The organism is Dermabacter sp. HMSC08H10 (assembly GCF_001807585.1).
Classification (GTDB): domain Bacteria; phylum Actinomycetota; class Actinomycetes; order Actinomycetales; family Dermabacteraceae; genus Dermabacter; species Dermabacter hominis.
Genome location: NZ_KV789425.1, coordinates 125,821 through 150,198, shown reverse-complemented (window position 1 = coordinate 150,198; position 24,378 = coordinate 125,821). Strand labels below are relative to the sequence as shown.

Annotated in this window: 19 protein-coding genes; 10 read left to right on the top strand and 9 right to left on the bottom strand. The window is 64.3% G+C overall.

Going from position 1 to position 24,378, the window contains the following annotated elements; translation table 11 throughout:
- Positions 1-26 precede the first annotated feature (26 nt).
- From HMPREF3176_RS06415 to valS, 5 genes are all read right to left on the bottom strand, one after another.
- Positions 27-641: a sarcosine oxidase subunit gamma gene (locus HMPREF3176_RS06415; protein ID WP_016663089.1), complete on the bottom strand. Its 615-nt coding sequence runs from the start codon at positions 639-641 to the stop codon at positions 27-29.
- Complete coding sequence (locus tag HMPREF3176_RS06410; RefSeq protein WP_070459002.1) at positions 634-3,603, bottom strand: 2Fe-2S iron-sulfur cluster-binding protein; 2,970 nt, start codon at positions 3,601-3,603, stop codon at positions 634-636. The genes HMPREF3176_RS06415 and HMPREF3176_RS06410 overlap by 8 nt, the downstream gene beginning before the upstream one ends.
- A gap of 2 nt (positions 3,604-3,605) precedes the next feature.
- Positions 3,606-3,923 carry a sarcosine oxidase subunit delta gene (locus tag HMPREF3176_RS06405; protein WP_070459000.1) on the bottom strand — a complete coding sequence of 106 codons (318 nt, stop codon included), beginning with the start codon at positions 3,921-3,923 and terminating at the stop codon, positions 3,606-3,608.
- A gap of 25 nt (positions 3,924-3,948) precedes the next feature.
- Entirely contained in the window at positions 3,949-5,166 is a 1,218-nt protein-coding gene (locus tag HMPREF3176_RS06400) for a sarcosine oxidase subunit beta family protein (protein WP_083286289.1), read from the bottom strand.
- Between the two features lie 265 nt (positions 5,167-5,431).
- Positions 5,432-8,104, bottom strand: coding sequence for a valine--tRNA ligase (gene valS / locus HMPREF3176_RS06395; RefSeq protein WP_070458996.1), 2,673 nt, complete (start codon positions 8,102-8,104; stop codon positions 5,432-5,434).
- Between the two features lie 201 nt (positions 8,105-8,305).
- Between valS and HMPREF3176_RS06390 the strand changes: the two genes are divergently transcribed.
- From HMPREF3176_RS06390 to HMPREF3176_RS06380, 3 genes are read left to right on the top strand one after another with little or no spacing between them, the layout of a single operon-like run.
- Positions 8,306-9,613: a PAS domain-containing protein gene (locus tag HMPREF3176_RS06390; RefSeq protein ID WP_016663084.1), complete on the top strand. Its 1,308-nt coding sequence runs from the start codon at positions 8,306-8,308 to the stop codon at positions 9,611-9,613.
- Entirely contained in the window at positions 9,613-10,395 is a 783-nt protein-coding gene (locus HMPREF3176_RS06385; RefSeq protein ID WP_070458994.1) for an SDR family oxidoreductase, read from the top strand. Before HMPREF3176_RS06390 ends, HMPREF3176_RS06385 begins: the two co-directional genes overlap by 1 nt.
- Positions 10,392-12,179, top strand: a complete 1,788-nt coding sequence (locus HMPREF3176_RS06380; protein ID WP_070458992.1) for an ABC transporter ATP-binding protein — start codon at positions 10,392-10,394, stop codon at positions 12,177-12,179. The genes HMPREF3176_RS06385 and HMPREF3176_RS06380 overlap by 4 nt, the downstream gene beginning before the upstream one ends.
- Positions 12,180-12,185: 6 nt before the next feature.
- On the opposite strand, the gene HMPREF3176_RS06375 is transcribed toward HMPREF3176_RS06380, so the two are convergent.
- From HMPREF3176_RS06375 to HMPREF3176_RS06365, 3 genes are all read right to left on the bottom strand, one after another.
- Positions 12,186-12,461, bottom strand: a complete 276-nt coding sequence (locus HMPREF3176_RS06375; RefSeq protein WP_016663081.1) for a 2Fe-2S iron-sulfur cluster-binding protein — start codon at positions 12,459-12,461, stop codon at positions 12,186-12,188.
- Between the two features lie 61 nt (positions 12,462-12,522).
- On the bottom strand, positions 12,523-13,188 hold the full coding sequence (locus HMPREF3176_RS06370) for a LuxR C-terminal-related transcriptional regulator (RefSeq protein WP_016663080.1): 666 nt from the start codon (positions 13,186-13,188) through the stop codon (positions 12,523-12,525).
- Entirely contained in the window at positions 13,181-14,590 is a 1,410-nt protein-coding gene (locus tag HMPREF3176_RS06365) for an ATP-binding protein (RefSeq protein WP_034370304.1), read from the bottom strand. The genes HMPREF3176_RS06370 and HMPREF3176_RS06365 overlap by 8 nt, the downstream gene beginning before the upstream one ends.
- Before the next feature lie 14 nt (positions 14,591-14,604).
- On the opposite strand from HMPREF3176_RS06365, the gene HMPREF3176_RS06360 reads away from it, so the two are divergent.
- From HMPREF3176_RS06360 to ileS, 3 genes are all read left to right on the top strand, one after another.
- Positions 14,605-16,038, top strand: a complete 1,434-nt coding sequence (locus tag HMPREF3176_RS06360; RefSeq protein WP_070458990.1) for a PspC domain-containing protein — start codon at positions 14,605-14,607, stop codon at positions 16,036-16,038.
- Positions 16,035-16,259: a hypothetical protein gene (locus tag HMPREF3176_RS06355; RefSeq protein WP_070458988.1), complete on the top strand. Its 225-nt coding sequence runs from the start codon at positions 16,035-16,037 to the stop codon at positions 16,257-16,259. Before HMPREF3176_RS06360 ends, HMPREF3176_RS06355 begins: the two co-directional genes overlap by 4 nt.
- Positions 16,260-16,523: 264 nt before the next feature.
- Positions 16,524-19,823 (top strand): isoleucine--tRNA ligase, encoded by a 3,300-nt coding sequence (gene ileS, locus HMPREF3176_RS06350; protein ID WP_070458986.1) that lies wholly within the window; start codon positions 16,524-16,526, stop codon positions 19,821-19,823.
- Here the strand turns inward: ileS and HMPREF3176_RS06345 are convergent.
- The gene (locus HMPREF3176_RS06345; protein WP_016663075.1) at positions 19,820-21,418 is read right to left on the bottom strand and encodes a WXG100 family type VII secretion target; all 1,599 of its coding nucleotides are present in this window, start codon (positions 21,416-21,418) and stop codon (positions 19,820-19,822) included. The genes ileS and HMPREF3176_RS06345 overlap by 4 nt on opposite strands.
- Positions 21,419-21,651: 233 nt before the next feature.
- Between HMPREF3176_RS06345 and HMPREF3176_RS06340 the strand changes: the two genes are divergently transcribed.
- The 4 genes from HMPREF3176_RS06340 to HMPREF3176_RS06325 all read left to right on the top strand — a co-directional run bounded on the left by HMPREF3176_RS06340 (position 21,652) and on the right by HMPREF3176_RS06325 (position 24,268).
- The gene (locus HMPREF3176_RS06340; protein ID WP_016663074.1) at positions 21,652-23,019 is read left to right on the top strand and encodes a bifunctional folylpolyglutamate synthase/dihydrofolate synthase; all 1,368 of its coding nucleotides are present in this window, start codon (positions 21,652-21,654) and stop codon (positions 23,017-23,019) included.
- A 5-nt stretch (positions 23,020-23,024) separates the two neighbouring features.
- Positions 23,025-23,423: a DUF4233 domain-containing protein gene (locus HMPREF3176_RS06335; protein ID WP_016663073.1), complete on the top strand. Its 399-nt coding sequence runs from the start codon at positions 23,025-23,027 to the stop codon at positions 23,421-23,423.
- 10 nt (positions 23,424-23,433) lie between these two features.
- Positions 23,434-23,862 carry a nucleoside-diphosphate kinase gene (ndk, locus tag HMPREF3176_RS06330; protein WP_070458984.1) on the top strand — a complete coding sequence of 143 codons (429 nt, stop codon included), beginning with the start codon at positions 23,434-23,436 and terminating at the stop codon, positions 23,860-23,862.
- A gap of 118 nt (positions 23,863-23,980) precedes the next feature.
- Positions 23,981-24,268 carry a hypothetical protein gene (locus HMPREF3176_RS06325; protein ID WP_070458982.1) on the top strand — a complete coding sequence of 96 codons (288 nt, stop codon included), beginning with the start codon at positions 23,981-23,983 and terminating at the stop codon, positions 24,266-24,268.
- The last annotated feature ends 110 nt before the right edge of the window (positions 24,269-24,378 follow it).

The following is a 24,378-nucleotide window of genomic DNA, read 5'->3' as shown; positions in this document are numbered from 1 at the left end:
GCGGCCCGGTTGCTGTGAGCGGCGCTCTAGAGAACGTCGCTTTGGCGATACTCGGTCATCGCATCCATAATCCACCGCGCCACGAAATCGGCGAAGCTCGCGCGAGGGAAGAGCCGCCATACGCTCTGGTCCACGCGGTGCAAGAGGATCGGCACGTGCGCGAGCTGGGTCGCGATCGCGCGGCCCGCTGGGAACTCACGCGGGTGTAGATCCGCGTTGCAGCCCTTCTCGAGAAGCTCCTCGCTGGCGCGGCCCGAAAGCTCAAACACGGTGCGGTTCGCGGAAAGATCCACGGCGTGCCCCGGCAATCCTTCGAGAGAGGCCTCGAGGTCAGCGACGGCGGCCTGGGACGTGTCGGAGGGATCGACGTACAGGAACTCGTCGGGCGAGAGCCACAGAACGTGGCCGGCGTCGGACCTTCCCGCGACCTCGCCAACCCGCGCGGGAAGTGCAAAGCCGAGCACGCTCTCAAGTGCACGTGCGCTTTCGCTCCCCGGCTTCGCGCGAAGCCCTGCTTGCAGCGGTGAATCTAGCTCCCGAAGTGCCACGGAACGCGGGCCGACGACACGCGCCGCCTCCATCGCGCCCGCAAGGTGCGCGGCGGGCGTGCGGCGAAATTCTTTCAACTGAGCGTTAGCCATCGCGGCGCTCTCCTTCCGGATCAAAAAGACACAGGGGCCCGATTTCTACGTCGACGAGGCGGCCGTCCACGGGGCTCGAGATGATTTCGCCTTCGCGTTCGCGGCCTCGTTCGATGAGCGCGAGAGCGAACGTGCGGCCCAGCGCCACCGAGTCGTAGCTCGACGTCACGAAGCCGATGTCTTCGATCTGCCCATCACCCGGCAGGAGGGGAGTCGTGGCGTCAGCGTCACGAACCGTGAGGTCCGTTCCCTTTTCGACGAGCTGCGCGCCCTCGCGAAGGCGCAGTCGGCGATCGACTGGAAGAACGCTCACGAGGTGGCGTCGATCCGGGGCAGCGGTGTGGGCACGGGCGAAGGAGCGCTTACCGAGGAACTCCTCCTTCTTTTTCGACACGACCCAGTCCATTCCCGCGTCCTGCGGGGTAACCGTGCCATCCGTATCTTGACCGACGATGATGAAGCCCTTCTCGGCACGCAGCACGTGCATCGTTTCCGTGCCATAGGGAGTAATTCCGAATTCGCGCCCGGCCTCCTCAACGGCCTCCCACACGGCGAGACCGTAGTAGGCCTCAACATTGATCTCGTAGGCAAGCTCGCCCGAGAACGAAATGCGGCACACGCGCGCCGGAATACCGTTTGCGAGGGTCGTGTCGCGAAACGCCATGAACGGGAAGCCCTTGGCGGAAACGTCGATGTTCGGCACGAGTTTCTCGATGACCGCACGCGACTTCGGGCCGGCGACCGTGATCGTCGCGTACTGCTCGGTCACCGACGTGAATGTCACGTCGAGCTCGGGCCACTCCGTTTGCGAGTATTCTTCGAGGTGGTCGAGAACCTTCGCGGCACCCGACGAGGTGGTCGTCATGAGGAAGCGATCGTCCGCGAGCCTCATCGTCACGCCATCATCAAAGATCATCCCGTCGGGCGTACACATCACGCCATAGCGTCCCATGCCGACCTTGAGCAGGCGGAACGAGTTCGTGTACACGCGATCGAGGAATTCCGCTGCGTCCTTCCCGCGAATCTCGATTTTGCCGAGCGTGGTGCCGTCCATGAACCCCACGGACTCGCGGACCGCCGCGCACTCGCGGCGCACCGCTGCGTCCATCGATTCCGCTCCCTGCGGGTAGTACCAGGGGCGCTTCCACTGGCCCACGTCCTCGAACTTCGCGCCGTGGGCGAGGTGCCACGGGTGAATCGACGTGAGGCGTGCTGGGTCGAAGAGGTCGCCGCGCTCGCGGCCCGCGATGACCCCAAACGGCACGGGCGTATAGGGCGCGCGGTAGTTTGAGACGCCGACCTTCTCGAGATTATCTTCGCCGAGCGCGGCCGCGAGGATCGCCATTGCGTTTACGCCTGAGGTTTTGCCCTGATCGTTCGCAGTGCCAATCGACGTGTAGCGCTTGATGTGCTCGATGTTGTGCATGCCCGCGCCAAAGGCGCGCATAATTTCAGCGACGGCCTGGTCACGCTGGAGATCCACGAAGTGCTCGTTCCACTCGGCTGCGTCGCCGTCGTTGGCGGGTACGAGCCACACGGGCCGCACGGGAGAGCGGTCAAGGGGCAGTGAGGTTCCGACGGCTGCCTCGGCAACCTCGCGCTTCAGTTTCCCGGCGTTGAAGCCTTTCGCTTCGGCAGCCTTCTCGCGGGCCTCGATACCTGCGCGGTGACCTTCTTCGAGCGCATCCTCGAGGGAATATTTCCCGGTGAGGGCGCCCGCGTGGTGCTGGTGGGAAACGGGGGAGACGGGCACGAAGCCCGCGATGTCCGTGTTCCACGTGGTTTTTCCCTGGCGGTGGGTGTGGAGGTGCACGGTGGGGCTGTATCCGCCCGAGACGGCGAGGAGGTCGACCTCGATGTGGTCTGCTTCGCCCGTGAGCTCGGCGTTGTCGTTGAGGCCGCGCACCGTGACGGCGTTCAGGAGCCCGCCCTCGCCCGCGTCGGTGTCGATCACGGCGGAGCCCGCGTAGAGGACTGCCCCCACCTCGCGCGCGATTTTCCTGCAGTGCTCGGGCACGCTTGGGCGTGCGTCGATGATCGCGGCGACCTTCGCCCCTGCCGCCGCGAGGTCGAGCGCGCTCTCATAGCCCGCGTCATTGGTGGTGAACAGTGCCGCTCGGTGGCCCGGCAGCGCGCCGTAGCGGTTGATGTAGGTGCTCACGGCGGAGGCGAGCATGATGCCCGGCCGGTCGTTGTTTTTGAACACGAGCGGTCGTTCAATGGCGCCGGTCGCGAGAATGACCTCCGCGGCGCGGAACTGCCACATGCGCTGGCGCGACACTCCGGGGCGCTTGGCGCGTGGAAGGTGATCGGTGCGGTTTTCGACCGCGATCACGTAGTTCGCGTCGTAGCAGCCGAACGCGCTCGTGCGCGGAAGGTAGGTGAAGTCGCTGTTCTTTTCGAGCTTCTCGATTTCAGTGCGTGCCCATTCGGGGCCGCTGAGACCATCGATTTCGACATCGCGTGTGGAAAGAAGTGAACCGCCGGGAAGGGGCTGATCGTCGAGGAGCGCGACCCTGCATTGGCCGGCGAGGGCCGAGCGCGCCGCGGCGATGCCGGCGGGGCCCGCGCCCACGATGAGCACGTCCACGTGGCGGTGTTTGTGGTCGTAGAGGGCCGGGTCGGGACGCGGGTCGAGGGCGCCCTGCCCTGAAACAAACAGAGTCTCGAGGCCCGGCGTAGCCGGGACGGTTGTCACCGGCAGCATTGTTTCGTCGATATCGTGCGCGTCGCGTGAGCGAACCGTGATGAGCCCGTTCGGCTCTTCGATGCCCGCCGCGAGGATTCCTCGTGGGCGGTGGCGGTACATCGATTCGGCCGTGTGGATCCGGCCCGAGGCGATGAGCGCGGAGGCAACCGTGTCGCCGTCGTATGCCTCGATCTCCACACCGTCGACCGTGATCGAGAAGGGTTCACTGTCCGCGAGGCCGTGCCGAGGGGAATGCTCGGGGGATAGTCGCATGCTCACTTGGTCTCTCCCATCGTGTGGGCGGCCTCGTTGCCGCCGTGCAGCTCGGGGCGTTTCTCGCCCGCCGGATAGAACGCGAGGAACTCATGGGTCGCCGTGTCGCGCAGGGCATTGAACCACTTTCGGCAGCCGCCCGTGTGCAGCCATCGCTCGGCGTACTCGCCTTTGGGGTTCGAGCGGTAGAACAGGTAGTGGGCCCATTCGGTATCGGTCAATTCCGCGGTTTTTTCGGGGTAGGCCACGTGAGCCTCGCCGCCGTAGTGAAACTCGATTTCGTCGCGGTCGCCGCAGTGGGGGCACGTGAGAAGAAGCATCGTTGGTCTTCCTTTCGCGGAGGGGTTAGTGAGCGACGGCAGCGGCGCCGTGCTCGTCGATCAGGTGGCCGGTCGTAAAGCGTTCGAGCGAGAACGGTTCATTGAGTTCGTGGGGGCGATCGTTCGCGACCGTGTACGCAAACGCCCACCCGCACGCGGGGGTAGCCTTGAATCCGCCCGTGCCCCACCCGCAGTTGATGTACACGCCTTCGACATCACACAGCGACATGATGGGGGAAGCATCGAGCGTGACATCCACGATCCCGCCCCATGTGCGCAGCAGATGTGCACGAGAGAACACGGGGAATAGTTCGATCGCCGCGGCAATTTGCTCGGAGACCACGTGGAACGAACCGCGCTGGCCGTAGCCGTTGTACTGGTCAATTCCCGCGCCCATGACGAGCTCGCCCTTATGAGCCTGCGATACGTACATGTGCACGTGGTTGCTCATGACGACCGTGGGGTGAACCGGCTCAAAAAGCTCCGAGACGAGTGCCTGGAGCGGATGCGACTGCGTGGGTACGCGCACCCCGAGTTGATCTGTGAGGGTGGTGGTGTGCCCTGCTGCCGCGAGGGCAATTTTGGGGGCGAGGATTCTTCCGCGCGTTGTTTCCACGCCGATCGCGCGGCTACCGTCGGAAAGAACCTTCGTGACCTCGCAGTTTTGGATGATATCCACGCCGAGCTCATTGCACTTGCGCGCGTAGCCCCACGCGACCCAGTCGTGTTTCGCGATGCCCGCGCGCGGCTGGTAGGTCGCGCCCATAACCGGGTATCGCACGTTGTCGCTGATGTTGAGGATCGGGCACACCTCTTTGACCTGCTCGGGTGTGAGCCATTCGGCGTCCACGCCGTTGAGCTTGTTCGCCTCGACCCTTCGCACCGATTCGCGCACGTCGCCGAGCGTGTGCGCAAGATTGAGCACGCCGCGCTGCGAAAAGAACATCTCGTACTCGAGCTCCTCGGTGAGGCCCTCCCACAACTTCATCGCGTGCTCGTAGATCGCGGCGGATTCGTTCCACAGGTAGTTCGACCGGATGATCGTGGTGTTGCGGGCCATGTTGCCGCCCGCGAGCCACCCTTTTTCAAGAAGGGCGATGTTGGTCATCCCGTGATTTTTTGCGAGGTAATACGCGGTGGCGAGTCCGTGTCCGCCGCCGCCCACGACGATCGCGTCGTAGGTTTTCTTCGGGTCCGGGTTATCCCACAGGAAATCGGGGTGTTGGGGCAGTTCTTCCGCCACGGGGCCTCCTAGGTTCTCGTCATTGAGAAAACGACTGGGCGTCATTTCCACGGAAGGTAGTGGTGTCGATCCTAGAAGTAGACCACGAGACAGTCAAGCGATAAACGCAACGAGGTTGCGATAATGACAACTCAGATCTAGGTGGGGCGCAGGCGGGGGCGGTCTGCTCGCTCGAAAGGGCCCCGAGAACCACGGCGGTGTGAAGACCTACCGTGCCCCTCGGGGCTCTTGCGATGATCGGCTGCGTGTTGCGGCCGGTACGCGCCTACTTCTTCTTTGCCGGCGGCTCGCCGAGCTCGACCTTCGACAGCGTGATCGCGCCGTCGGTCGAGGGCTCAAGCGTGAGCTCCTCGATTGAGCCGAGCGCGCACACGTCGAAGCGCACGCTCTCGAACTCGGCGAGTGCACCTTCGGGAAGCGCGAGATTCGCCTGCAGCATCGGAGTCTTTTGCGAGACCTTCGCGTCGCTCTTGACCTTGCGCACCGAAATGATGGCCTCGCTCACCACGCGCAGGAGCGATTCGTCCTGGCCGGCTGCGGCCTTGGCGAGAGGCGCCGAGGTGGGCCATGCCTGCTGGTGAACCGAGCCTTCGCGCCACCAGCTCCACACCTCGTCGGTGGCAAACGGGAGGTACGGCGCGAAAAGGCGCAGCAGGGTCTCGAGCGCAATCGTGAGAGCCGCGCGAGCCGAGGCTGCGGGGCCTTCGCCAGCCGCACCGTGTGCGCGATTCTTCACGAGCTCAATGTAGTCATCACAGAACGTCCAGAAGAACGGCTCGATGACCTCGATCGCACGTGCGTAGTCAAGCTTCGACATTGCCGCGCTCGCCTGATCCACGACGCTCGCGAGGGAGGCGAGCATCGCGCGGTCGAGCGGCTCGGTGACAGCGGCTGGGTCCGCGGGAAGGGTGCCCTCCGGGTCCGACGCCACTTCGCCAAAGCCGAGCGCAAACTTCGAGGCGTTGAGAACCTTGATCGCGAGGCGCCGGCCGATCTTCATCTGGCCCTCTTCGAACGCCGTGTCCGCTCCCTGGCGGGCACGTGCCGCCCAGTAGCGCACGCCATCCGAACCGTACTTTTCGAGAAGGTCGATCGGCGTCACGACATTGCCTTTCGACTTTGACATCTTCTTGCGGTCCGGGTCGAGGATCCAGCCGTTGATACTCGCGCCCGTCCACGGAAGCGAATCGGTGAGAAGATGCGAACGCACGACCGTGCTGAACAGCCACGTACGGATGATGTCGTGGCCCTGCGGGCGAAGATCCATCGGGTAGACCTTGCCGAAGAGATCCGGGTCATCGAGCCAGCCGGTCGCGAGGAGCGGCGTGAGCGAGCTCGTCGCCCACGTGTCGAACACATCCGGGTCGGCCGTGAAGCCGTTCGGCTCATCGCGCTGAGACTCGTCGAAGCCTTCCGGCGCATCGAGGGTGGGATCCACGGGAAGGCGATCCTCGGAAGGAATGAGGACGCGGTCGTAGTCGATCTCGCCCTTCGCGTCGAGGCCGTACCACACGGGGATCGGCACGCCGAAGTAGCGCTGGCGGCTCACGAGCCAGTCGCCCGTGAGGTTCTCGACCCAGTTGCGGTAGCGCGAGGCCATGAATCCCGGATACCAGGTGAGTTCCTCGCCGCGCTTGAGCAGCGCCGTGCGCAAAGTGCCGTCGGCCTCATCGCGTCCACCGTTCGTGATGTACCACTGGCGGCTCGTGACGTACTCGAGTGGCTTATCGCCCTTTTCGTAGAACTTGACGGGGTGGGTGATCTTCTTTGGCTCGCCCACCATGTCGCCCGTCTCGGTGACCATCTCGACCACGCGCTTTTGCGCGCTGAATACGGTGAGGCCCGCGAGTTCGGCGTACCGCTCGCGACCGGCCTCGCTCGTGATCCACGGGGCGTCCTCGAGGAATCGGCCGTCGCGGCCGATCACGGCTCGCGTGGGAAGGTCGAGTTCACGCCACCAAATCACGTCGGTCGCATCGCCGAACGTACAGATCATCGCGATGCCCGCGCCCTTATCGGCCTGTGCGAGCGGGTGCGCGAGAACGGGCACCTCGACCTCGAACAGGGGGGAGAGCACCGTCGTGCCGAATAGCGGCTTATAGCGCTCATCGTCGGGATGCGCGACGAGCGCGACACACGCGGGAAGAAGCTCCGGGCGAGTCGTCTCGATGAACACCTTCTCGCCGTTATCGGCGCGCGTGAAACCGAGGCGGTGGTACGCGCCCTCGCGGTCGTGGTCCTCCTGCTCGGCCTGCGCAACCGCGGTGCGGAACGTGACGTCCCACGGGGTCGGCGCCTCAGCCTGATAGGCCTGGCCGTTCTTCAGATGCGTGAGGAATGCCTTCTGACTCACGGCACGCGAGTTGTCGTCGATGGTCTGGTAGCGCAGGTTCCAATCCACCGAAAGGCCGAGGGTGCGGAAGGTGTGCTCGAAGGCCTTCTCGTCTTCCGTTGTGAGCTCGAGGCACAGCTCGATGAAGTTCTTGCGGCTGATCGGCATCTGGTTTTGAGGCTTCGCGGTCTTCGCGTTTCCGCCGCGGTGGGGTGGTTCGAAGTTCTCCACGTAGGGGAGGGTCGGATCGCAGCGAACGCCGAAGTAGTTTTGCACGCGGCGCTCGGTGGGCAGGCCGTTGTCGTCCCAGCCCATCGGGTAGAACACGTCCTTGCCGATCATGCGGTTGTAGCGCGCGAGGATGTCGGCCTGGGTGTACGCAAACACGTGACCGATGTGCAGCGAGCCAGAGGCTGTGGGCGGGGGAGTGTCGATCGAGAAGACCTTCTCGCGACCTGTGTCTCGGTTAAACGCGTAGACCTTCGCGTTCTCCCAGCACGTGTCCCATTTGCTCTCGAGACCGTCGAGGCTTGGGCGGTCGGGAATCGAGGGGCTCATCGGTGCGGCGGTCGAGTCGTGACCTGCGTCGTGGCTGTTTTCGCTCATGTGCCTCATTGTTTCACGCATGCACGCATCGGTGGTGCTACGGGGGCGTGAGATGCCCCAACGACAAGCACTGAACATGCCCCTTCGCGTAGGGCCCTTCGTGCCAGGTAGGTCCCTAGATGCCGCGTACTATAGGGGCGAGCCGGCGTCGGACCCTCCAGCGCCTCGGCTCCCCACGACGCACACGAGCGGAAGGTCCCCATGAAGCGCCCCGACCCCACAGGCCACGAACTCGAGTTCGAGGCGGGTGAGCTGTTCTTCTCGACGACCGACGAACGCGGCCACATCGACAAGGCCAACGACGTGTTCGTGCGGCTTTCGCGATACGAGGCAAGCCAACTCAAGGGCGCCCCGCACAACATCATCCGCCACCCCGATATGCCCTCGGGCGTCTTCCGGCTCCTGTGGGATTCCGTCGAAAAAGGCCAGCCGTTCGCGGGGTACATTCGTAATCTTTCGTCCGACGGTAGCCACTACGACGTGTTTGCTACGGTCACCCCTCTTCCCGAAGGCGGGTACCTTTCCGTGCGCTCAAAACCCATGAGCAGCGCGACTTTTGACGACGTGTTCGAGGCCTATGCCGTGATCGTTGCCGAGGAAAACAAGCTGCGCAAGCAGGGAAGGAGTGCTCGCGAGGTTGCGGGCGTCGGAGCAAAGCTCGTCGATAATGCCGTGCGTGATCTCGGCTATGACGGCTATGAGGTGTTCCAGCGCAAGGCGCTTTTGCGTGAAGTGATGATGCGTGAAGAGGCGCTTGAGGGCAGCCTCGGCATGGTAGTCACGAACACGATTGACCTCATCGTGCGCGCCGCCCTCGGCATTCACGCCGAGGTCAGCGTGCTGTCGTTCGATCAGGAAACTCTCGAGACGATCGCGGGCTACACCGACTCGGTTTTGCGCCGTATTCGCAAAGACATCGACCTCCAGGCAGCAGCCGAGCTCGGGCTGTGGGATTCGAGCGACAACGCCCTGCGTCCCCGTCTCAGCTCTCTCACGGGCGAACTCTCGACCCTCGCCGCGCTTTCGCGCGAGACCCAGTTCCAGATTTCCCTTGCGCGTCTTCAGTCCGCGATGGTCACGCAGTTCGCGGACGAGCGCTTCGAAATCGAAGAGAGTGCCGCGCGTGCCGAAGCCAATAGTGCGATCCGCGACCTCGTCGCGGCACTCCTCGCGGACCTTGACGTCATGCTGCAGCACATCGGTTCGCTCCACGTCGCGATCGGCCGTGCCCGCACGTCGATCAGTAGCGTGAGCGCGAAAATGCGCGAGAGGCGCGAGCTCGTGGACGAGTTCCTCGATGACTCCTTCGCGAAAGGCACCGACCTTTCCGCGCGCGCCGAGGCACTTGAGCCCCACTTCAGCCAGTCGGTCATCGATGCCGACGTCGCCCTTTCCCGGCTTGAACGCCTCGAAAAGGCCCTGAGCGATTTTGATGCCGAATATGATGCGGAGCCTCTCGAGCGCATGCGCGAGCAGCTCCTCGATGCTCTTGAGCACACGGAGGTGTGATGGACATGAACTCACGAGGCCCACGAACAGCGGTTGTCACCGGCGCGAGCTCCGGAATCGGGCGCGCTACGGCGCTTCGTCTCTATGAGGAAGGGTATCGAGTTCTCGCGATCGCGCGTCGGCGCGAGCGACTCGAAGAGCTCGCCCGCATGGTGAACGATCCCGAAAAGTTTGATGTGCTGCCGTGCGACGTTAGCGTCGACGAGGATGTCGCGCGCGTTGCCGACTACGTCGAGCGCGAGTTCGGCGGAGTGCTCACGTCCCTGTGCAATATCGCCGGTGGTGCACTCGGCATCGAGCAGGTCGCCGATGCAGCCTTCGACAAGTGGGAGGGGATGTTCCGGTCCAACGTGATTGGCTCGGGCCGTGTCACGAAGGCGCTCCTTCCAGCCCTTGAAGCAAGCGGGCACGGCGACGTCGTGTTCCTGACCTCGACGGCGAGCCAGGCGGCCTATGAAGGCGGCTCCGGCTACAACGCCGCGAAAGCGGGCGAACACATGATCGCCGCGGCGCTCCGCCTTGAACTCGCCGGCAAACCGATCCGGGTCATCGAAATCGCCCCGGGGCTCGTGCACACCGAGGAATTCAGCCTCACGCGCCTCGGTGGCGATCAAGCTGCCGCCGACAAGGTCTACGAAGGCGTTGAGAAGCCACTGACTGCCGACGACGTCGCGGATGTCATCGCGTATTCCGTGAAGCTCCCGCACCACGTGAACCTCGATCTCGTGACTCTGCGGCCGCTCGCACAAGCCGCGCAGCACAAGCTCATTCGCTCCGCGTGAGGCCGCTCGAGCTTCCCGATACGGGGCTCAACGACGGCCAAAAGGTCGAGACCAGACGCATTCTCGCGCTCTTTTCCCCGCACAGGGCGACCCTCGCACTCGTGCTCGCGCTCATCGCGCTTGGTGCTCTCACGGGAGTGCTCTCGCCGTTTCTCGTGCGCGAGATCGTCGATGTTGCCCTGCCCGAAGGCAACATCGCTCTTCTCACGTGGTGCGCGCTCGGCATGATCGCCGTTTACGCTGCGGGCGCGGTTTTCAGCGTGTTCCAGTCTTTCCTCTCCACACGAGTGGGGCAGGCGATCATGCACGACCTTCGCGTGCGAGTGTTCGCCCACCTCCAGCGCATGGGACTGCCCTTTTTTACCTCGACCCGCACGGGGGAAATCCAATCGCGGATTTTCAACGACATCGGCGCCATGCAGTCCGTCGTCACGAACGTGGCCACCCAAATCGTCTCCGCGAGCGCCACGATCCTCATGAGCGCCCTCGCGATGATCGCCATGGACTGGCGGCTCTTCCTGTTCTCGCTCGTCACCACACCCATCGCCTCCGTTCTGAATCGACGCGTGGGAAAGCGGCGCCGCGCGCTCGTCAAACGTCGGCAAGAAGCCGCCGCTGACCTTTCCGCCCACATCCAAGAATCCCTCTCCGTCTCCGGGATTCTGCTATCCACGACCCTCGGGCGTTCGGAGCCGATCATCGACGCGTTCGACGCCGAATCTCGTGACCTCTCGAGGCTCGAAGTTGAATCGGAAATGGCGGGCCGCTGGATGCAGGGCCTCTACTCGGTGCTCCTGTGGGTCATTCCCGCCCTCACCTACCTCCTCGGCGGGGTGCTCTTTATCAAGGGCCTCGGCGACCTGACGATCGGCACCCTCGTCGCGTTCGTCGCGATGCAAACAACGCTCTTTCCTCAGCTCAACACGCTCCTGCGCGTCGCCACCCAAGTTCGCGCGAGCCTCGCACTATTCACGCGAGTGTTCGAGTATCTCGACCTCGACATCCCCATCAAAGAAGCCGCGAATGCACGGACATTTCCCGGCGGGCGGGCGCGCGGGCACATCAGCTTCGAGGGCGTGACGTTCACGTACCCGAGCGCACGAAAAACGACAATCGAGGACGTCTCCTTCGAGGTCCCGTCCGGGGCGCACATTGCTCTCGTTGGCAGCACTGGAAGCGGCAAAACGACTCTCGGATACCTCCTCTCACGCCTCTACGACGTGAGCGAGGGGAGAATCCGCATCGACGGCATCGATGTGCGCGAGCTCAAGCTCGACGCGCTCGCGGGCGCCGTCGGAGTGGTCACGCAAGAGACCTACCTGCTTCACGCGAGCATTGCGGAGAACCTGCGGTTTGTGAAGCCTGAGGCGAGCGAGGCCGACATGATTGCCGCGTGCGAGATTGCACAGATCCACGCGCACATCGAGTCGCTTCCGAACGGCTACGACACGGTGGTGGGGGAGCGGGGCTACCGATTTTCGGGAGGCGAAAAACAGAGACTCGCGATCGCGCGTACCATCCTTCGCGACCCGCCTATCCTTGTGCTCGACGAGGCAAGGAGCGCGCTCGATACGGTGACCGAGCGTGCCATGGGTGGGGCACTGCGCTCCCTCAGTGAGGGACGCACGACCATCTCGATCGCGCACAGGCTTTCAACGGTGCGCGACGCCGATCAGATTCTCGTCGTCAAGAGCGGGCGCATATGCGAACGCGGCACCTACGACGACCTGCTCGCCGCCGGCGGAGAATTTAGCCGCCTCGCCACCGGCGAGCGCCGGGCCTAGGTTGGTTCAGGCCTCGACTTCGATGTGGCCCACGCCGCGATCCACACAGCACGCGATGCGTGTGCCGTGTTCGTCCTCTTCGAGGTACTCGTTCTCGTACTCGACTTCGCCGCTCACGAGCGGGACGACACACGTTCCGCACGTGCCGCCTTCGCACGAATATTTCATCGGAACACCCGCATCGAGGAGCGCCTGGAGAAGAGACGTATCCTCGCCAACCTCGACGGTCACGTTGGACTTAGTAGCGGTTGCGGTGAACGGTTCTTTATCAAAGAGACCCACGGAAAACTCCTTGCTTTGAGACATCGTGAGGGATCAACGCCCTCAAGCATGACACACGCCGCTATATCACTCGCTTCTCACGCGCCCAGCGGGAGAGCTCGTAGCGGTTTGTGAGCTGAAGCTTCTTGAGCACGTTGGAGACGTGGGTCTCGATCGTGCGATCCGAAATGAACAGCGCCGAAGCAGCCTCGCGGTATGTATGACCGCGCGCAATAAGCTTCATGACCTCCTGCTCGCGCGGGCTCAAAAGATCCATCTCGCTGGGCACGGACGGTGCTACGCCACGGAACGCATCGAGCACGAATCCTGCGAGGCGAGGCGAGAACACCGCGTCGCCTTCAGCGATTTTGTGGAGTGCTGCGGCGAGCTCTTCGCCCGTCGTGGACTTCGTGACATAGCCGCGCGCGCCCGCGCGGATCACGGCGATCACGTCAACCTCGGCGTCCGAGACCGAGAGGGCGAGGCAGCGCACCGGTTTGCCCGATTCGGTTGTGAGGGATTCGAGAGCTTCGGCGACCTCCGCGCCGCCGCCTCCGCCACCTCCGGGCAGGTGAACGTCGAGCAAAACCACGTCCGGGCGCAGCTCGCGGGCCTTGTCGATTGCCTCCTCGACGGTGAGGGCAATGTCGACGATTTCGATGCCGCCGAGCCTGCTGAGCTCTTCACTCACACCCGACGCGAAGATGCGGTGGTCATCGACCACGAGCACGCGAATGTTCTCAGCCATGGCGTTGGTTGTCCTGTCTCTCAAGCACGAGTGATACTTCGCAGCCGCCGCCGATCGCGCCTCGCACGCTCGCGAAGCCACCGGCGCGGGCCATGCGTCCAAGGATAGACTCGCGCACTCCGAGACGCCCTTCAGGGATGGCACTCATGTCGAAGCCCTCGCCGCGATCACGCACGAAAACCTCGATGTTCTCGCCTGTCGCGTCGAGGAACACCTGCACCCCCACCTTGCCGTGTCGCGCGGCGTTGCTCGTGGCCTCGCGAAGGGCGAGAAGGAGTGGTTGATAGCCGTCCACGAACGGTGCATCGCCGACGCATACGACTTCGATCGGGACTTCGTGCGCGCGTTCCGCCTCTTCGGCGGTGCGGGTGACGGCCTCGCGAAGACTCTGCGGCGGAGCGGCCGCAGCCCGTGGCGTGGCGTAGGGCGGCGCGGAACCGGGGGTGATGTTCCCGTAGAGCCAGCGGCGGAGCTCTACTTCCTGCTGGCGCGCGAGATGTTTCATGCGCTCGGGAGGTGTGGACTCGCGCTGGATCACGGTGAGTGTTTGGAGCACCGAGTCGTGAAGGTGCGAGGCGATTTCTGCCTGGTGGTCTGCGAGTGCACGCTCGCGGGATTCCTCGCGCATGCCTGCCCACAGGCGTCGCGTCCAGGGCACGACGAGAATCGAAGCGAGGGCGAGTGAAAAGAGGGTCGCGGCGGCGGTGATCCCCATCGCGCGCACTCCGAGGAGAGCCCCGACGATCACGAGTGCGCCTCCCACGAGGAGGAGGCCGCCAACAACGACCGCGCCGGTCACGGCTAAGGGAAGGCTTGAGACCCTTCCCGTCCAGCGCGCCGTGTCGACGCTCGAGAGCGGCAGCGTGCCGAGGGCGATACCTGCCGCGAGGATGCCCGCACCGATCGCGAGGGGTGCCTGGATGTCGATATCTGGCAGGAGCGCCGGAAACACCCCGACGCTGACGATCGCGACGGAGGCCCCCACGATTCCTGCGAGGATCGCCCACCGCACGGCGGTGCCAAACGGCGTGTGGCCGCCCTCGAGAGGAAGCGCTGCCTGCCGAAGAGCAGGCTTGCCCCTGACGGGAGCGCTCGAGAGCTCGGCGAGAACTTCGCGTTCGTGCTCGCGGTCGAGCGGAAGGGCCCACCACGCGAGGACGTACACGAGCATGACGCTCCCACCAATGCCGAGGAGCGCGTAAAGGACCAGCGGTGTGAGGTCGAGAAGGAGGGTCGCGGGGAGCACGCACGCGAGTGCGAGACCGCCGAGCGCGAAGAACGTGCGCACGGCGGCGACCGGAATCCCCATGGCGTTCGCGAGGGCCGCGCACACGCCTGTGAGTTCCGCACCGACGCGCTCGCGTGTCCACGCGTGCGCGGTCGGTTGGAGGAGTTCACTCATGCGACCATAGTGACATGACATCCCCCTCGGCGCACCGCGAGCCTCCTCGCGATGCAGAGCGCACCGACCGCACGATCGCCGCGCTCGCGACCGCGCAGACGAACTCGGACGCGACGACGTTCGCGCTCCGCTATGGGCTTGCGCGTCGCCCCGGCGAGGGGCTCGCCGCAGGCGTGTGCACGGCTCTCGCGCACGCCTACGGGCTGCCCGTGAGGCTCGTGCGCATCTGGACGCTCGCGCTCGTGCTTCTCGGCCCCGGTCTCTTCGTGTATCTCGTTTTCTACCTTGCACTTCCGCGCCCCGAACGCGTTCGTGCACGCGGGGGAGTGGAGGTGCGCGCTGGTGCCGAGAACGCCCGCTACGACACCCCCGCGCGTGCGGTGATCCGCAGGCGACCTCAGCCGGGGGACCTCATCGTCGCACTCCTCGTACTTCCCGCCCTCGCTCTCGGTGTCGCGATCGTGTGGGCGTACATTGTGTATGCCCCGATCGTCCTCGCGTTCCTCGTCCCGATCTCGCTTGTGCTCGGCGTCATCGTCGTCTGGGGCGGTTGGCGCGTAAGCCGCGCCCGCACGACCTACCTGTTCATGCGTCTTGCGGAACAAGCCGGCATCATCGACGATCGCGAGGCGCTTCGCACACTCGCGCGGCTTCGAAGCGAAGCACCGGCTGCATGGGGCGCGGAAGGTGACCCCAGCAGCCCCGACTCGAACGATGCACGCGGCGCAGGCATGATCAGGGGGCGCACGGTCCTGTGGCTTTTCGCGGCCTTCGTTTTTCTTGGCGTCGCCGTTTTCTCCCTCGTCAGCTACCTCCCTGGCCTCTTCCCGGCACTTAACCCGAACGGGCCGCTTGAAGTCATCCCACGCGTGGGTGTCGGCGCCGCCGCCATCACGCTTGCCTGCGGCACGGTGCTCATCATCGCGGGAGCGCGAGGCAAGCGCAGCCGTCAGATTCTCGCGTTCGGGATCGCCTCTTTGCTCGTCTTCGCCGTGTCCGTGTCGTGGGTGCGCCTGACCGACTCACGCGGCAACGCCCCGATCTACATGAGCGTCGATGAGTTCCAACCCGGCTCCTACCTCGAGTGCACCGGCGGTGGCGTGCGCGAATGGTCGCGCCCCGTCGTGATCGACCTGAGTGAGCTTGGCGATCCCCCGACGGATGAAGAGGCGCGGGCCTCGTGGGCCGTGGCGAATGGCGAGCCGGATCCGCTCCTCGTGGACCTCTCGCTCACAATCGTGTGCAATCGCAGCGTCGGCAACATCACGGTCATCCTCCCCGAAGAGGACTGGCGCGTGAACTCGACCCTCGCCTCGACTCTCGGCACAACGACGAATTCGGAGGCAAAGGGGTATAGCCGCTGGGACCCGTCGCACGTCACCATCCAGATCGATGGCCGCACTATCTTCGGCGACGTCACCTACGTGCGGGAAGGAGCGAAAGCATGAGGCGCGATTCATTCACGTTTGCCGTCGGGGTCTTTCTCGTCGCCATGACCGTGTTCCTCGCTCTCGTGCTCATCCTCGGCGGTGCGATGCCCTCGTGGGTGACCGCGGCTGGCGTCATCGTGATCCTGTGCGTGTGCATGTTGCTCGGCTCGTTCGGGAAGTCTCACCCCGAAAGCGGCGAGGACGATCACGAAAGTGACCGTGACGCGCCAGCCTCGTGATACTTTTGGTCTCAAACGGCGTCGATCCGGCCATCACCGGGTAGCCGCGGGAAGAACGGCAAGCGTCGGGCTCTCACGCCCCCGCGCCGCCAAGTAGAACCCGCCGGGACCAGCCCGTCACAGCTGAGGAAAGAGTGAGCGCTAGGCGAAGCCCCGCGAGCCGCGCGCTAACCGAGGTGGTACCGCGCCCTCGTGCGTCCTCGGGCCCGAAGACTACACAGCTAGGTCGTGGCCCCAGGTCACGCATAAAGCCGAGGAGCGCGCATGGCATACCCCAAGAACGGTAAGAGCCTCACGAGTTCACCAAACCTCCCGAAGCTCGAGGACGAGGTGCTCGCCTTCTGGAAAGAGGACGACACATTCGCCGAATCCATTCGTCGCCGCGAGGGCGCCGAAGAGTTCGTGTTCTACGACGGCCCGCCGTTCGCGAACGGCCTGCCGCACTACGGCCACCTCCTCACCGGCTACGCGAAGGACGTCGTCCCGCGCTACCGCACCATGCGCGGCAACCTCGTGGAGCGCCGTTTCGGGTGGGACACCCACGGGCTTCCCGCCGAGCTCGCTGCGATGGAGGAACTTGGCCTCACCGAGAAGCGCGAAATCGAAGAGATGGGCGTGCAGGCATTCAACAATGCCGCGCGCGGCTCCGTGCTGACGTACGCGAACGAATGGATCGACTACGTCACGCGCCAGGCGCGCTGGGTCGATTTTGACAACGACTACAAGACGCTCGACGTGACGTTCATGGAGTCGGTGCTGTGGGCGTTCAAGCAGCTCTACGACAAGGACCGCGCGTACGAGGGCTACAAGGTTCTCCCGTACTGCTGGGTTGACCAGACCCCGCTGAGCTCCCACGAGCTGCGCATGGACGACGACGTGTACAAGGACCGCCAGGATGCCTCCGTCGTCGTGACGTTCCCGCTCACGGGCCAGAAGGCGGCCGAGCTCGCACTCGACGGCGTCAAGGCTCTCGCATGGACGACGACCCCGTGGACCCTCCCCACGAACTTCTCGCTCGCGGTGGGCCCGGAGGTCGAGTACGTGACGGTTCCGGCGGGCCCGAACGGAAGTTCCGACGGCACCCCCGCCGGTGGTGCGACCTACCTCCTCGCGAAGGATCTCGCCGGCGCGTTCGCGAAGGAACTCGGCTACGACGGTGAAGAGGACGTTCTCGCGGCTCTCGGCGAGCGTGTGTATGCCGGTTCCGAACTTGAATACGTCGAGTACACCCCGCTGTGGGACGTGTACGCACAGGACCGCGAAAAGTGGGGCCTCGAGAAGGCTTGGATCATCACTGTCGCCGACTACGTCTCGACGAGCGACGGTACGGGCATCGTGCACCAGGCAACCGCATACGGTGAGGACGACCAGAAAATCAACGCCGAATACGGCATCCCCGTGGTGGTGAGCGTCGACGAAGGCGCAAAGTTCCTCGAGACGTTCCGCGGGACTGCGCTCGATTCGATCGTGGGTCTGCAGGTGTTTGAGGCTAATCGCCCTCTCATCCGCCTTCTTCAGGCAGATGGCCGGCTCTTCCAGGAGAAGAGCTACGTGCACAGTTACCCGCACTGCTGGCGCTGCCGCAACCCCCTCATCTACAAGGCCGTCGGCTCGTGGTTCGTGAAGGTTGCAGATCAGCGCGAGCGGATGCTCGAACTGAACGAGGAGATCAACTGGGTTCCCGGCAACGTGAAGCACGGCCAGTTCGGAAAGTGGCTCGAAGGCGCACGCGACTGGGCAATCTCTCGCAACCGCTACTGGGGTACGCCCATTCCCGTGTGGAAGAGCGATGACCCGAACTACCCGCGCATCGAGGTGTACGGCTCGCTCGCGGAGATCGAGGAAGCCTTCGGTGAGCTTCCGCGCGACGAGAACGGCGAGGTGAACCTCCACCGTCCGTACATCGATAACCTCACGCGCCCCAACCCCGACGACCCGACGGGCAAGTCAACCATGCGGCGCATCGAGGACATTTTCGACGTGTGGTTCGACTCGGGCTCGATGCCGTTCGCGCAAGTGCACTACCCCTTCGACAACGAAGAGTGGTTTGACTCGCACAACCCTGCCGACTTCATCGTCGAATACATCGGGCAGACCCGCGGCTGGTTCTACGTCATGCACGTGCTCTCAACCGCACTGTTCGATCGCCCGGCCTTCAAGAACGTCATCTGCCACGGCATCGTCCTTGGCGACGACGGCAACAAAATGTCGAAGTCGCTCAGGAACTACCCGGACGTGCGCGAAATGTACGATTCGTACGGCGCGGACGCGATGCGCTGGTTCCTCATGAATTCGCCGATTTTGCGCGGCGGCAACCTCGTGGTCGCGGAAAGCAACATTCGCGATGCGGTTCGCACGGCCGTTCTTCCGCTGTGGAATACCTGGTACTTCCTCGCTCTATACGCGAATGCGGCGGGGGAGAAGGATTCCGACGGTAAGCCGACCGGCTACGAGGCCAAGGTTCGCTATGACTCCGAGGACGTCATGGATCGCTACCTGCTTGCGCGTACGGGGCAACTCGTTCGCGAGGCGCAGGACTGCCTCGACGAGTTGCGGATTGCTGATGCCGGTGAAGCGATCGCCCAGTACCTGGATGCACTCACGAACTGGTACGTGCGCCGTTCCCGCGAGCGTTTCTGGGAGGGCGATGAAGCCGCGATCGACACGCTTTACACGTGCCTCGAGACCCTCGTGAGGGTTGCCGCGCCTCTGCTTCCGCTCGTGACCGAGGAAATTTACCGTGAGCTCACGGGTGAGCGGAGCGTGCACCTCACCGATTGGCCCGATGCTTCCCTGTTCCCCGCGGATGACGCGCTCGTCGAGGAGATGGACGCCGTGCGCCAGGTGTGTTCGCAGGGCAACGCGCTGCGCAAGAAGGAGGGCTTGCGTGCCCGCCTCCCGCTCGCGGAGCTGACCGTCGTGGCGGTCGATGCTGCACGCCTCGAGCCGTTCACCGACATCATCCGCGATGAGCTCAATGTCAAGGCCGTGCGGTTGCTCGATGTCGCGAGCGAGGAGGCCGGAAAGATGGGCGTCGAGCAGCGCTTGAGCGTGAATGCCCGCGTCGCTGGCCCGCGCCTCGGTAAGGACGTGCAGCGTGCGATCAAGGGCGCGAAGAGCGGCGACTGGAGCGTCGCCGAGGACGGCACCGTCACCTCGGGCGGCCTCGACCTCGTCGAGGGCGAGTACACGCTCGACCTTGTCGCGGGCGATAGCTCGGATGCGGAAGGCCGCTCAATCGGGGTTCTGCGCGGTGGTGACTTCATCGTTCTCGACACTCGCGTGAGCCCCGAGCTTGAGGCGGAGGGCCTCGCGCGTGACGTCGTGCGTGTGGTGCAGTCCGCTCGCCGCGAGGCAGGCTTCGAGGTTTCGGACCGCATTTCGCTCGCGGTTGCGGGATCCGAAAGTGTTCTCGAGGCCGTGCGTGCGTTCGAGACCCTCGTTTGCCACGAGGTTCTCGCCACGAGCGTTGCGTATAGCGAGGGTGCGCTCGCGGGCGCCGACTTCGAGACGACCGAGAAGGTCACCGGGGCGAGCGTTACCGTTCAGGTGAAGCGCGCTTAACGCCACTTGTCGAGAAGGTCATCCGGTGGCGGGGGAGTCGAGCGGTCGATTCCCCCGTCATCGTTTGTGCCGCCGGGCTCGATGGCGGTTGCGGGCTCACGAACGAACTGGACGTTTATGTCTTCGACGAGCGTGAGGCCTTCGCCCATGTAGAGGCCGTCGATGTCGCCCTTGACTTCGAGCAGGTCGGAATTGAGTTCCTGCTGCGCGAGGAGCGTTGGGTAATAGCCGTAGTGCGGGTCGATCGAGCCGTCGGGTAGGCGCCGAAGCGAGTCGTGAACGGCCCTCAGATCGTAGCCCGGCCACTTCACTTCCGCCGGCGCTTGCCCCGGTTGGAAAAAGGAGATTCCTGTGTTGAAACCCGCGTCGTGGTCCGTCGCGGGGGTGAGATCAATGTTGGTGACTTGCGGTGAGTGCGGACCGTTGAGTCCACCGAGATCGAGGAGTGGAACAGGGTCGACCGTGAAGGAGATTCCCGCTTGTGAGGGGCCACCAAGAATGGTGTCCGCGTAGGGTCGCAGCCCCTGCTTGTGCGCGATCGCGAAGACCTTGGTGTTCGATTGCGCGGGAATGTAGGCGTCCACGGGAGAACCAAAGGTGACGATATCCGTGACGTTGTAGCCGTCTTCGCCATTGAAGTCATGTTTTGAGGAGAGCGAGACTGCTGCGAGGCCTCCCTGGGAGTGTCCAACGAGCATGAGGTTTGCGCCTTTGGGAACGCCCGCGGCTTCGAGCGCAGCGCGCGCGTTCTTCATCGTCGTGACGTCCATGCCCGCCATCATCCCCAGGTTTGAGGCCCAGTCGCGCGAGTTACCGGCGGTTCCATCCCACGCCTTTTCCGTGCCCATACCGATCTGGGTGGGAGGCATGTACATCACGTAGGTTTCTTCTCCCGTCGAGGTGCGAAAGTGCTGTACACGATAGTTTTCGCGGTCTTCGCCCGCGTCGCGTGCGTGGCGTGCCTCCTCGGTGAAGTAGAGCAAGTCCGCGAGTGTGCGCGGTGGGTGCGAATCCTTGTAGTCGCTGATGCTCACGAGCGTGCTTTGTTCGGTCGTCGGGGTGACCGTGAACCGAGGGTTGTGGAAGTGTTTCCTGCCGAGCGCGCTGGCATAGTCGATGGTCTCGAGCGCGATTTTGCCGATCTCGTGGTTGAACGTGTGGGTATTGGGCCTTCCCACTGCTCGAACGCGCTTGGAGCCGCGGCCAAACAGGTTCCTCATCCCATGAGCGATACCCGCGAGAGCGGTGATCCCGAGTACCTGCGCACGTGTCGCCTCTGCGAGACCTAGGGCGGACGCCGAACCGGCGCCTCCGCTCGCGGCGTCGCTCGCGTGCGACGCCGCATCCTGCTCGAGCGCATTGCTCTCGAGCGCGTGTGCAAGTGCGAAAAGCTGCTTCACGGCCTCGTGCATTCCGGGTGCAACGATGCTCGAAACGCGCGCGCGGAAGGCTTCGGCATCCGCGCCCTCCCACGGGACTGCCCCCGCTTCGTCTTTCACGCGAGTCGCATCCGCGGTGAGTCGTCCCGCAAGGTCGTTGAGAGCGCGCGCAGAGTTACGCGCCTGCTCGGTATCCATGCCTAGAAAATCGCCCACGCCCTACCCCTTTGCGCTTCCCGTGAACCGCGGCGACCCCTGTGACCGCGTGCTCAACTTGAGAGTAGGCAACCGTCGGACTCCACGCGTGCGCGCCGTGGCGTCTGGGGGCGGCCGTGAGGTGTGGAGCACGAGCCGCGCCCTGGGCGGCCCTCGCGGATCCCCTCCCCGGCAAGGCCGCACTACACTGAAACCCACGTATCACCGGCGCGAAAGGCAGAGTGAAGCAGTACATGGCACGGCCAGGCGGCATCGAGCACAGCGAAGCGTTCACGAGGGCGTGGACGGATCTGCAATCGCGCGCCCCCGAAAACGAGATCGAGCCGAGCCTCACACGCATAGCGCGCCTCCTCGAGCTCATGGGGCATCCCGAACGCGCATACCGCACCTTCCACATCGCGGGCACGAACGGGAAAACATCGACCGCGCGCATCGCCGAAGCGCTCCTTATCGAGGCGGGCCTTCGCACGGGAAGACTCACGAGCCCACATATGCACACGCCCACCGAACGTATTGCGCTTGATGGGCAGCCCATCAGCGAAGAGGGCTTCGTCCAGGCGTACGAAGACGTGCTCCCTTTCGCCGAGGTCGTCGACCGTGAATTCGCCGAGACTGGCGTGCGAATCAGCATGTTCGAATTCCTCACGGCCATGCAGTTCCAAGCATTCGCGAGTGCGCCGGTCGACGTCGCGATCGTCGAGGTGGGCCTCGGGGGCCGCTGGGACGCGACGAATGTCATCGATCCCGACGTCACCGTGATCACCCCGATCGCTTTCGATCACCAGGACTACCTCGGGGAGACGATCGAGGAGATCGCCGGGGAGAAAGCGGGAATCCTCAAGGAAGGTGCGCTCGCGGTGATTGCCGCGCAGCAGTTCTCCGGCGCGCTCGACGTGCTTAAGAATCGCTGCGCCGAGCTCGGCGTGACCGCCGCAATTGAAGGGGAGCAGATCGGCGTGCTCGATCGCGTACCCGCGGTCGGCGGGCAGATGATCGCGGTGCAGTCGATCGCCGCGCGCTACGAAGAGGTCTTTGTTCCGCTTCTGGGCGCCCACCAGGCACACAACGCGCTTCTCGCGATCGCAGCGGCGGAGGCGCTCCTCACGGGTGGTGATGCCCCACTTGACGGCGATCTCGTCCGCGCGGGCCTCGAGCGCGTGACATCCCCGGGTCGCGCCGAAGTCGTGCGCCAGGCCCCGACAATCCTCGTCGATGCCGCCCACAACCCAGCGGGAGCCGAGGTTCTCGTCGAAACCGTGCGAGAGAGCTTCCGGTTTACACGCACCGTGGGGATCGTGGGCATTCTCAAGGAGAAAGACGCGAGCGAGATCCTCGCGATCCTCGAACCGCTCTTCGACATCGTCGTCATTACCGAGAGCACGTCGCCGCGCGCAATCCCCACGGACCTGCTCGCGATGGAGGCGCGCGACATCTTCGGGGACGAGGACCGCGTCATTGAGCAGGCGAGCCTGCCCGATGCGATCCAAGCCGCCGTTGATGCAGCCGAGCAGGAAGGCGACGATTTCGCAGGCATCGTTGCGACCGGCTCCATCACTCTCGCGGCAGAAGTGCGCCAGCTCCTGGGGCGCGTGGGGAAGTGAGCGGCATGGATATCACCCCCTCGACCCGCAAGTCCGGCGCGCAGCGGATGCTGTGTGCGACGACCCTCGCGTGCGAAGGCTTCGTGGCCCTTTTTGCCGGCCTCGTCGCCCACGGTCTCGCCCCCGATACTCGGCTCGCAAGCTGGATTCTTTCGCTCTCGTTGCTCGCGGCCATGATCGTCGCGGCGAGGCTGCTCTCATCGTCACAGGCATGGCCGTATTGGCTCGGCCTTGCACTCCAGGTCCCGTTTATCCTGCTCGGGCTTTTCGTCCCCGCGATGTACGTCGTCGGTCTGCTTTTTGCGCTGCTGTACTGGCTCGGCGTCGTCAAAGGGCGCCAGCTTGACCGCGAGAAAGATGCGATCGATCGGCGCGTTCTAGGAGAGGACACCGAGGCACGCTAGGGTGAGATGCATGACACAAGAACGCACGCTCATTCTCCTTAAACCCGATGCCGTAAAGCGCCAGCTTCGCGGCGAGATCATCCGCCGCATCGAGCAAAAGGGCTACGAGATTCTCGCGCTCGACCAGCGCGCTGCGAGCCTCGAGGAGCTCACAGCGCACTACGCCGAGCACGAGGGCAAGCCATTCTTCCCGCCCATGCTCGACTTCATGAGTTCGGGTCCGCTTGTTGCGCTGGTTGTCGCGGGGGAGGAGTGCATCGCGGGGATGCGCACGCTCATGGGGGCGACAAAGCCGACGGAGGCCGCCCCCGGCACGATCCGCGGTGACCTGGGTCGCGCCTGGGAAAAGCCCGTGATTGAGAATCTCATCCACGGTTCGGATTCGCCCGAATCGGCCGCGCGCGAGATCGCTATTTGGTTCCCGGCTCTCTCGGCGTGACGCGCGCGTGAGGTCGAGGCTTCGTACGGGATTCGCTATCGCGAAGAACACACGTAGATTCAGGACTCACGGCCTTCGCTCGCGATCTTTCGAGTAAAGGTGAGGTAAAATTTCAGGTATGGAATCTGTCATCCTCTTCATGCTTGTGGCCGTCGCACTGGCCGCGGGGCTCATCGCCGTCGTTGTGATGTCGCAGAAGAAGTCGGGCAATCTTCCCTCGCGTTCAAAGGGCTCGCCGAAGTCAGTGAGCCGTACCCCCTCGGCGTCAATGCGCGCGAGCGTGCCCGTTCAAGCCTGGCCCCTGCGTGAGCGTGAAGGGCGCAGCGCCGCATCGCGCACGGATCGTGACTCATCAAATACCGATCAAGCCGGAGCAGAGAGCGAGCCGTTGCGTCTCGCTTCATGAGGTGCTGCACGCGCATCGTCTCACCACAGCCACGCCCGCGATTGCGCGGGCGTTTTCGTACACTAGCGAGGAAGTCTTTGCCGCGCGCCCTCACGTGCGTGGCTGGTTAA

Coding starts and splice junctions, on each gene's coding strand:
- HMPREF3176_RS06385 (WP_070458994.1), top strand. CDS start 9,613: ATGGACATGAACTCACGAGGCCCACGAACAGCGGTTGTCACCGGCGCG.
- HMPREF3176_RS06340 (WP_016663074.1), top strand. CDS start 21,652: ATGGCACGGCCAGGCGGCATCGAGCACAGCGAAGCGTTCACGAGGGCG.
- HMPREF3176_RS06365 (WP_034370304.1), bottom strand. CDS start 14,590: ATGAGTGAACTCCTCCAACCGACCGCGCACGCGTGGACACGCGAGCGC.
- ndk (WP_070458984.1), top strand. CDS start 23,434: ATGACACAAGAACGCACGCTCATTCTCCTTAAACCCGATGCCGTAAAG.
- HMPREF3176_RS06415 (WP_016663089.1), bottom strand. CDS start 641: ATGGCTAACGCTCAGTTGAAAGAATTTCGCCGCACGCCCGCCGCGCAC.
- HMPREF3176_RS06325 (WP_070458982.1), top strand. CDS start 23,981: ATGGAATCTGTCATCCTCTTCATGCTTGTGGCCGTCGCACTGGCCGCG.
- HMPREF3176_RS06355 (WP_070458988.1), top strand. CDS start 16,035: ATGAGGCGCGATTCATTCACGTTTGCCGTCGGGGTCTTTCTCGTCGCC.
- HMPREF3176_RS06370 (WP_016663080.1), bottom strand. CDS start 13,188: ATGGCTGAGAACATTCGCGTGCTCGTGGTCGATGACCACCGCATCTTC.
- HMPREF3176_RS06410 (WP_070459002.1), bottom strand. CDS start 3,603: ATGCGACTATCCCCCGAGCATTCCCCTCGGCACGGCCTCGCGGACAGT.
- HMPREF3176_RS06335 (WP_016663073.1), top strand. CDS start 23,025: ATGGATATCACCCCCTCGACCCGCAAGTCCGGCGCGCAGCGGATGCTG.
- HMPREF3176_RS06405 (WP_070459000.1), bottom strand. CDS start 3,923: ATGCTTCTTCTCACGTGCCCCCACTGCGGCGACCGCGACGAAATCGAG.
- HMPREF3176_RS06360 (WP_070458990.1), top strand. CDS start 14,605: ATGACATCCCCCTCGGCGCACCGCGAGCCTCCTCGCGATGCAGAGCGC.
- ileS (WP_070458986.1), top strand. CDS start 16,524: ATGGCATACCCCAAGAACGGTAAGAGCCTCACGAGTTCACCAAACCTC.
- valS (WP_070458996.1), bottom strand. CDS start 8,104: ATGAGCGAAAACAGCCACGACGCAGGTCACGACTCGACCGCCGCACCG.
- HMPREF3176_RS06390 (WP_016663084.1), top strand. CDS start 8,306: ATGAAGCGCCCCGACCCCACAGGCCACGAACTCGAGTTCGAGGCGGGT.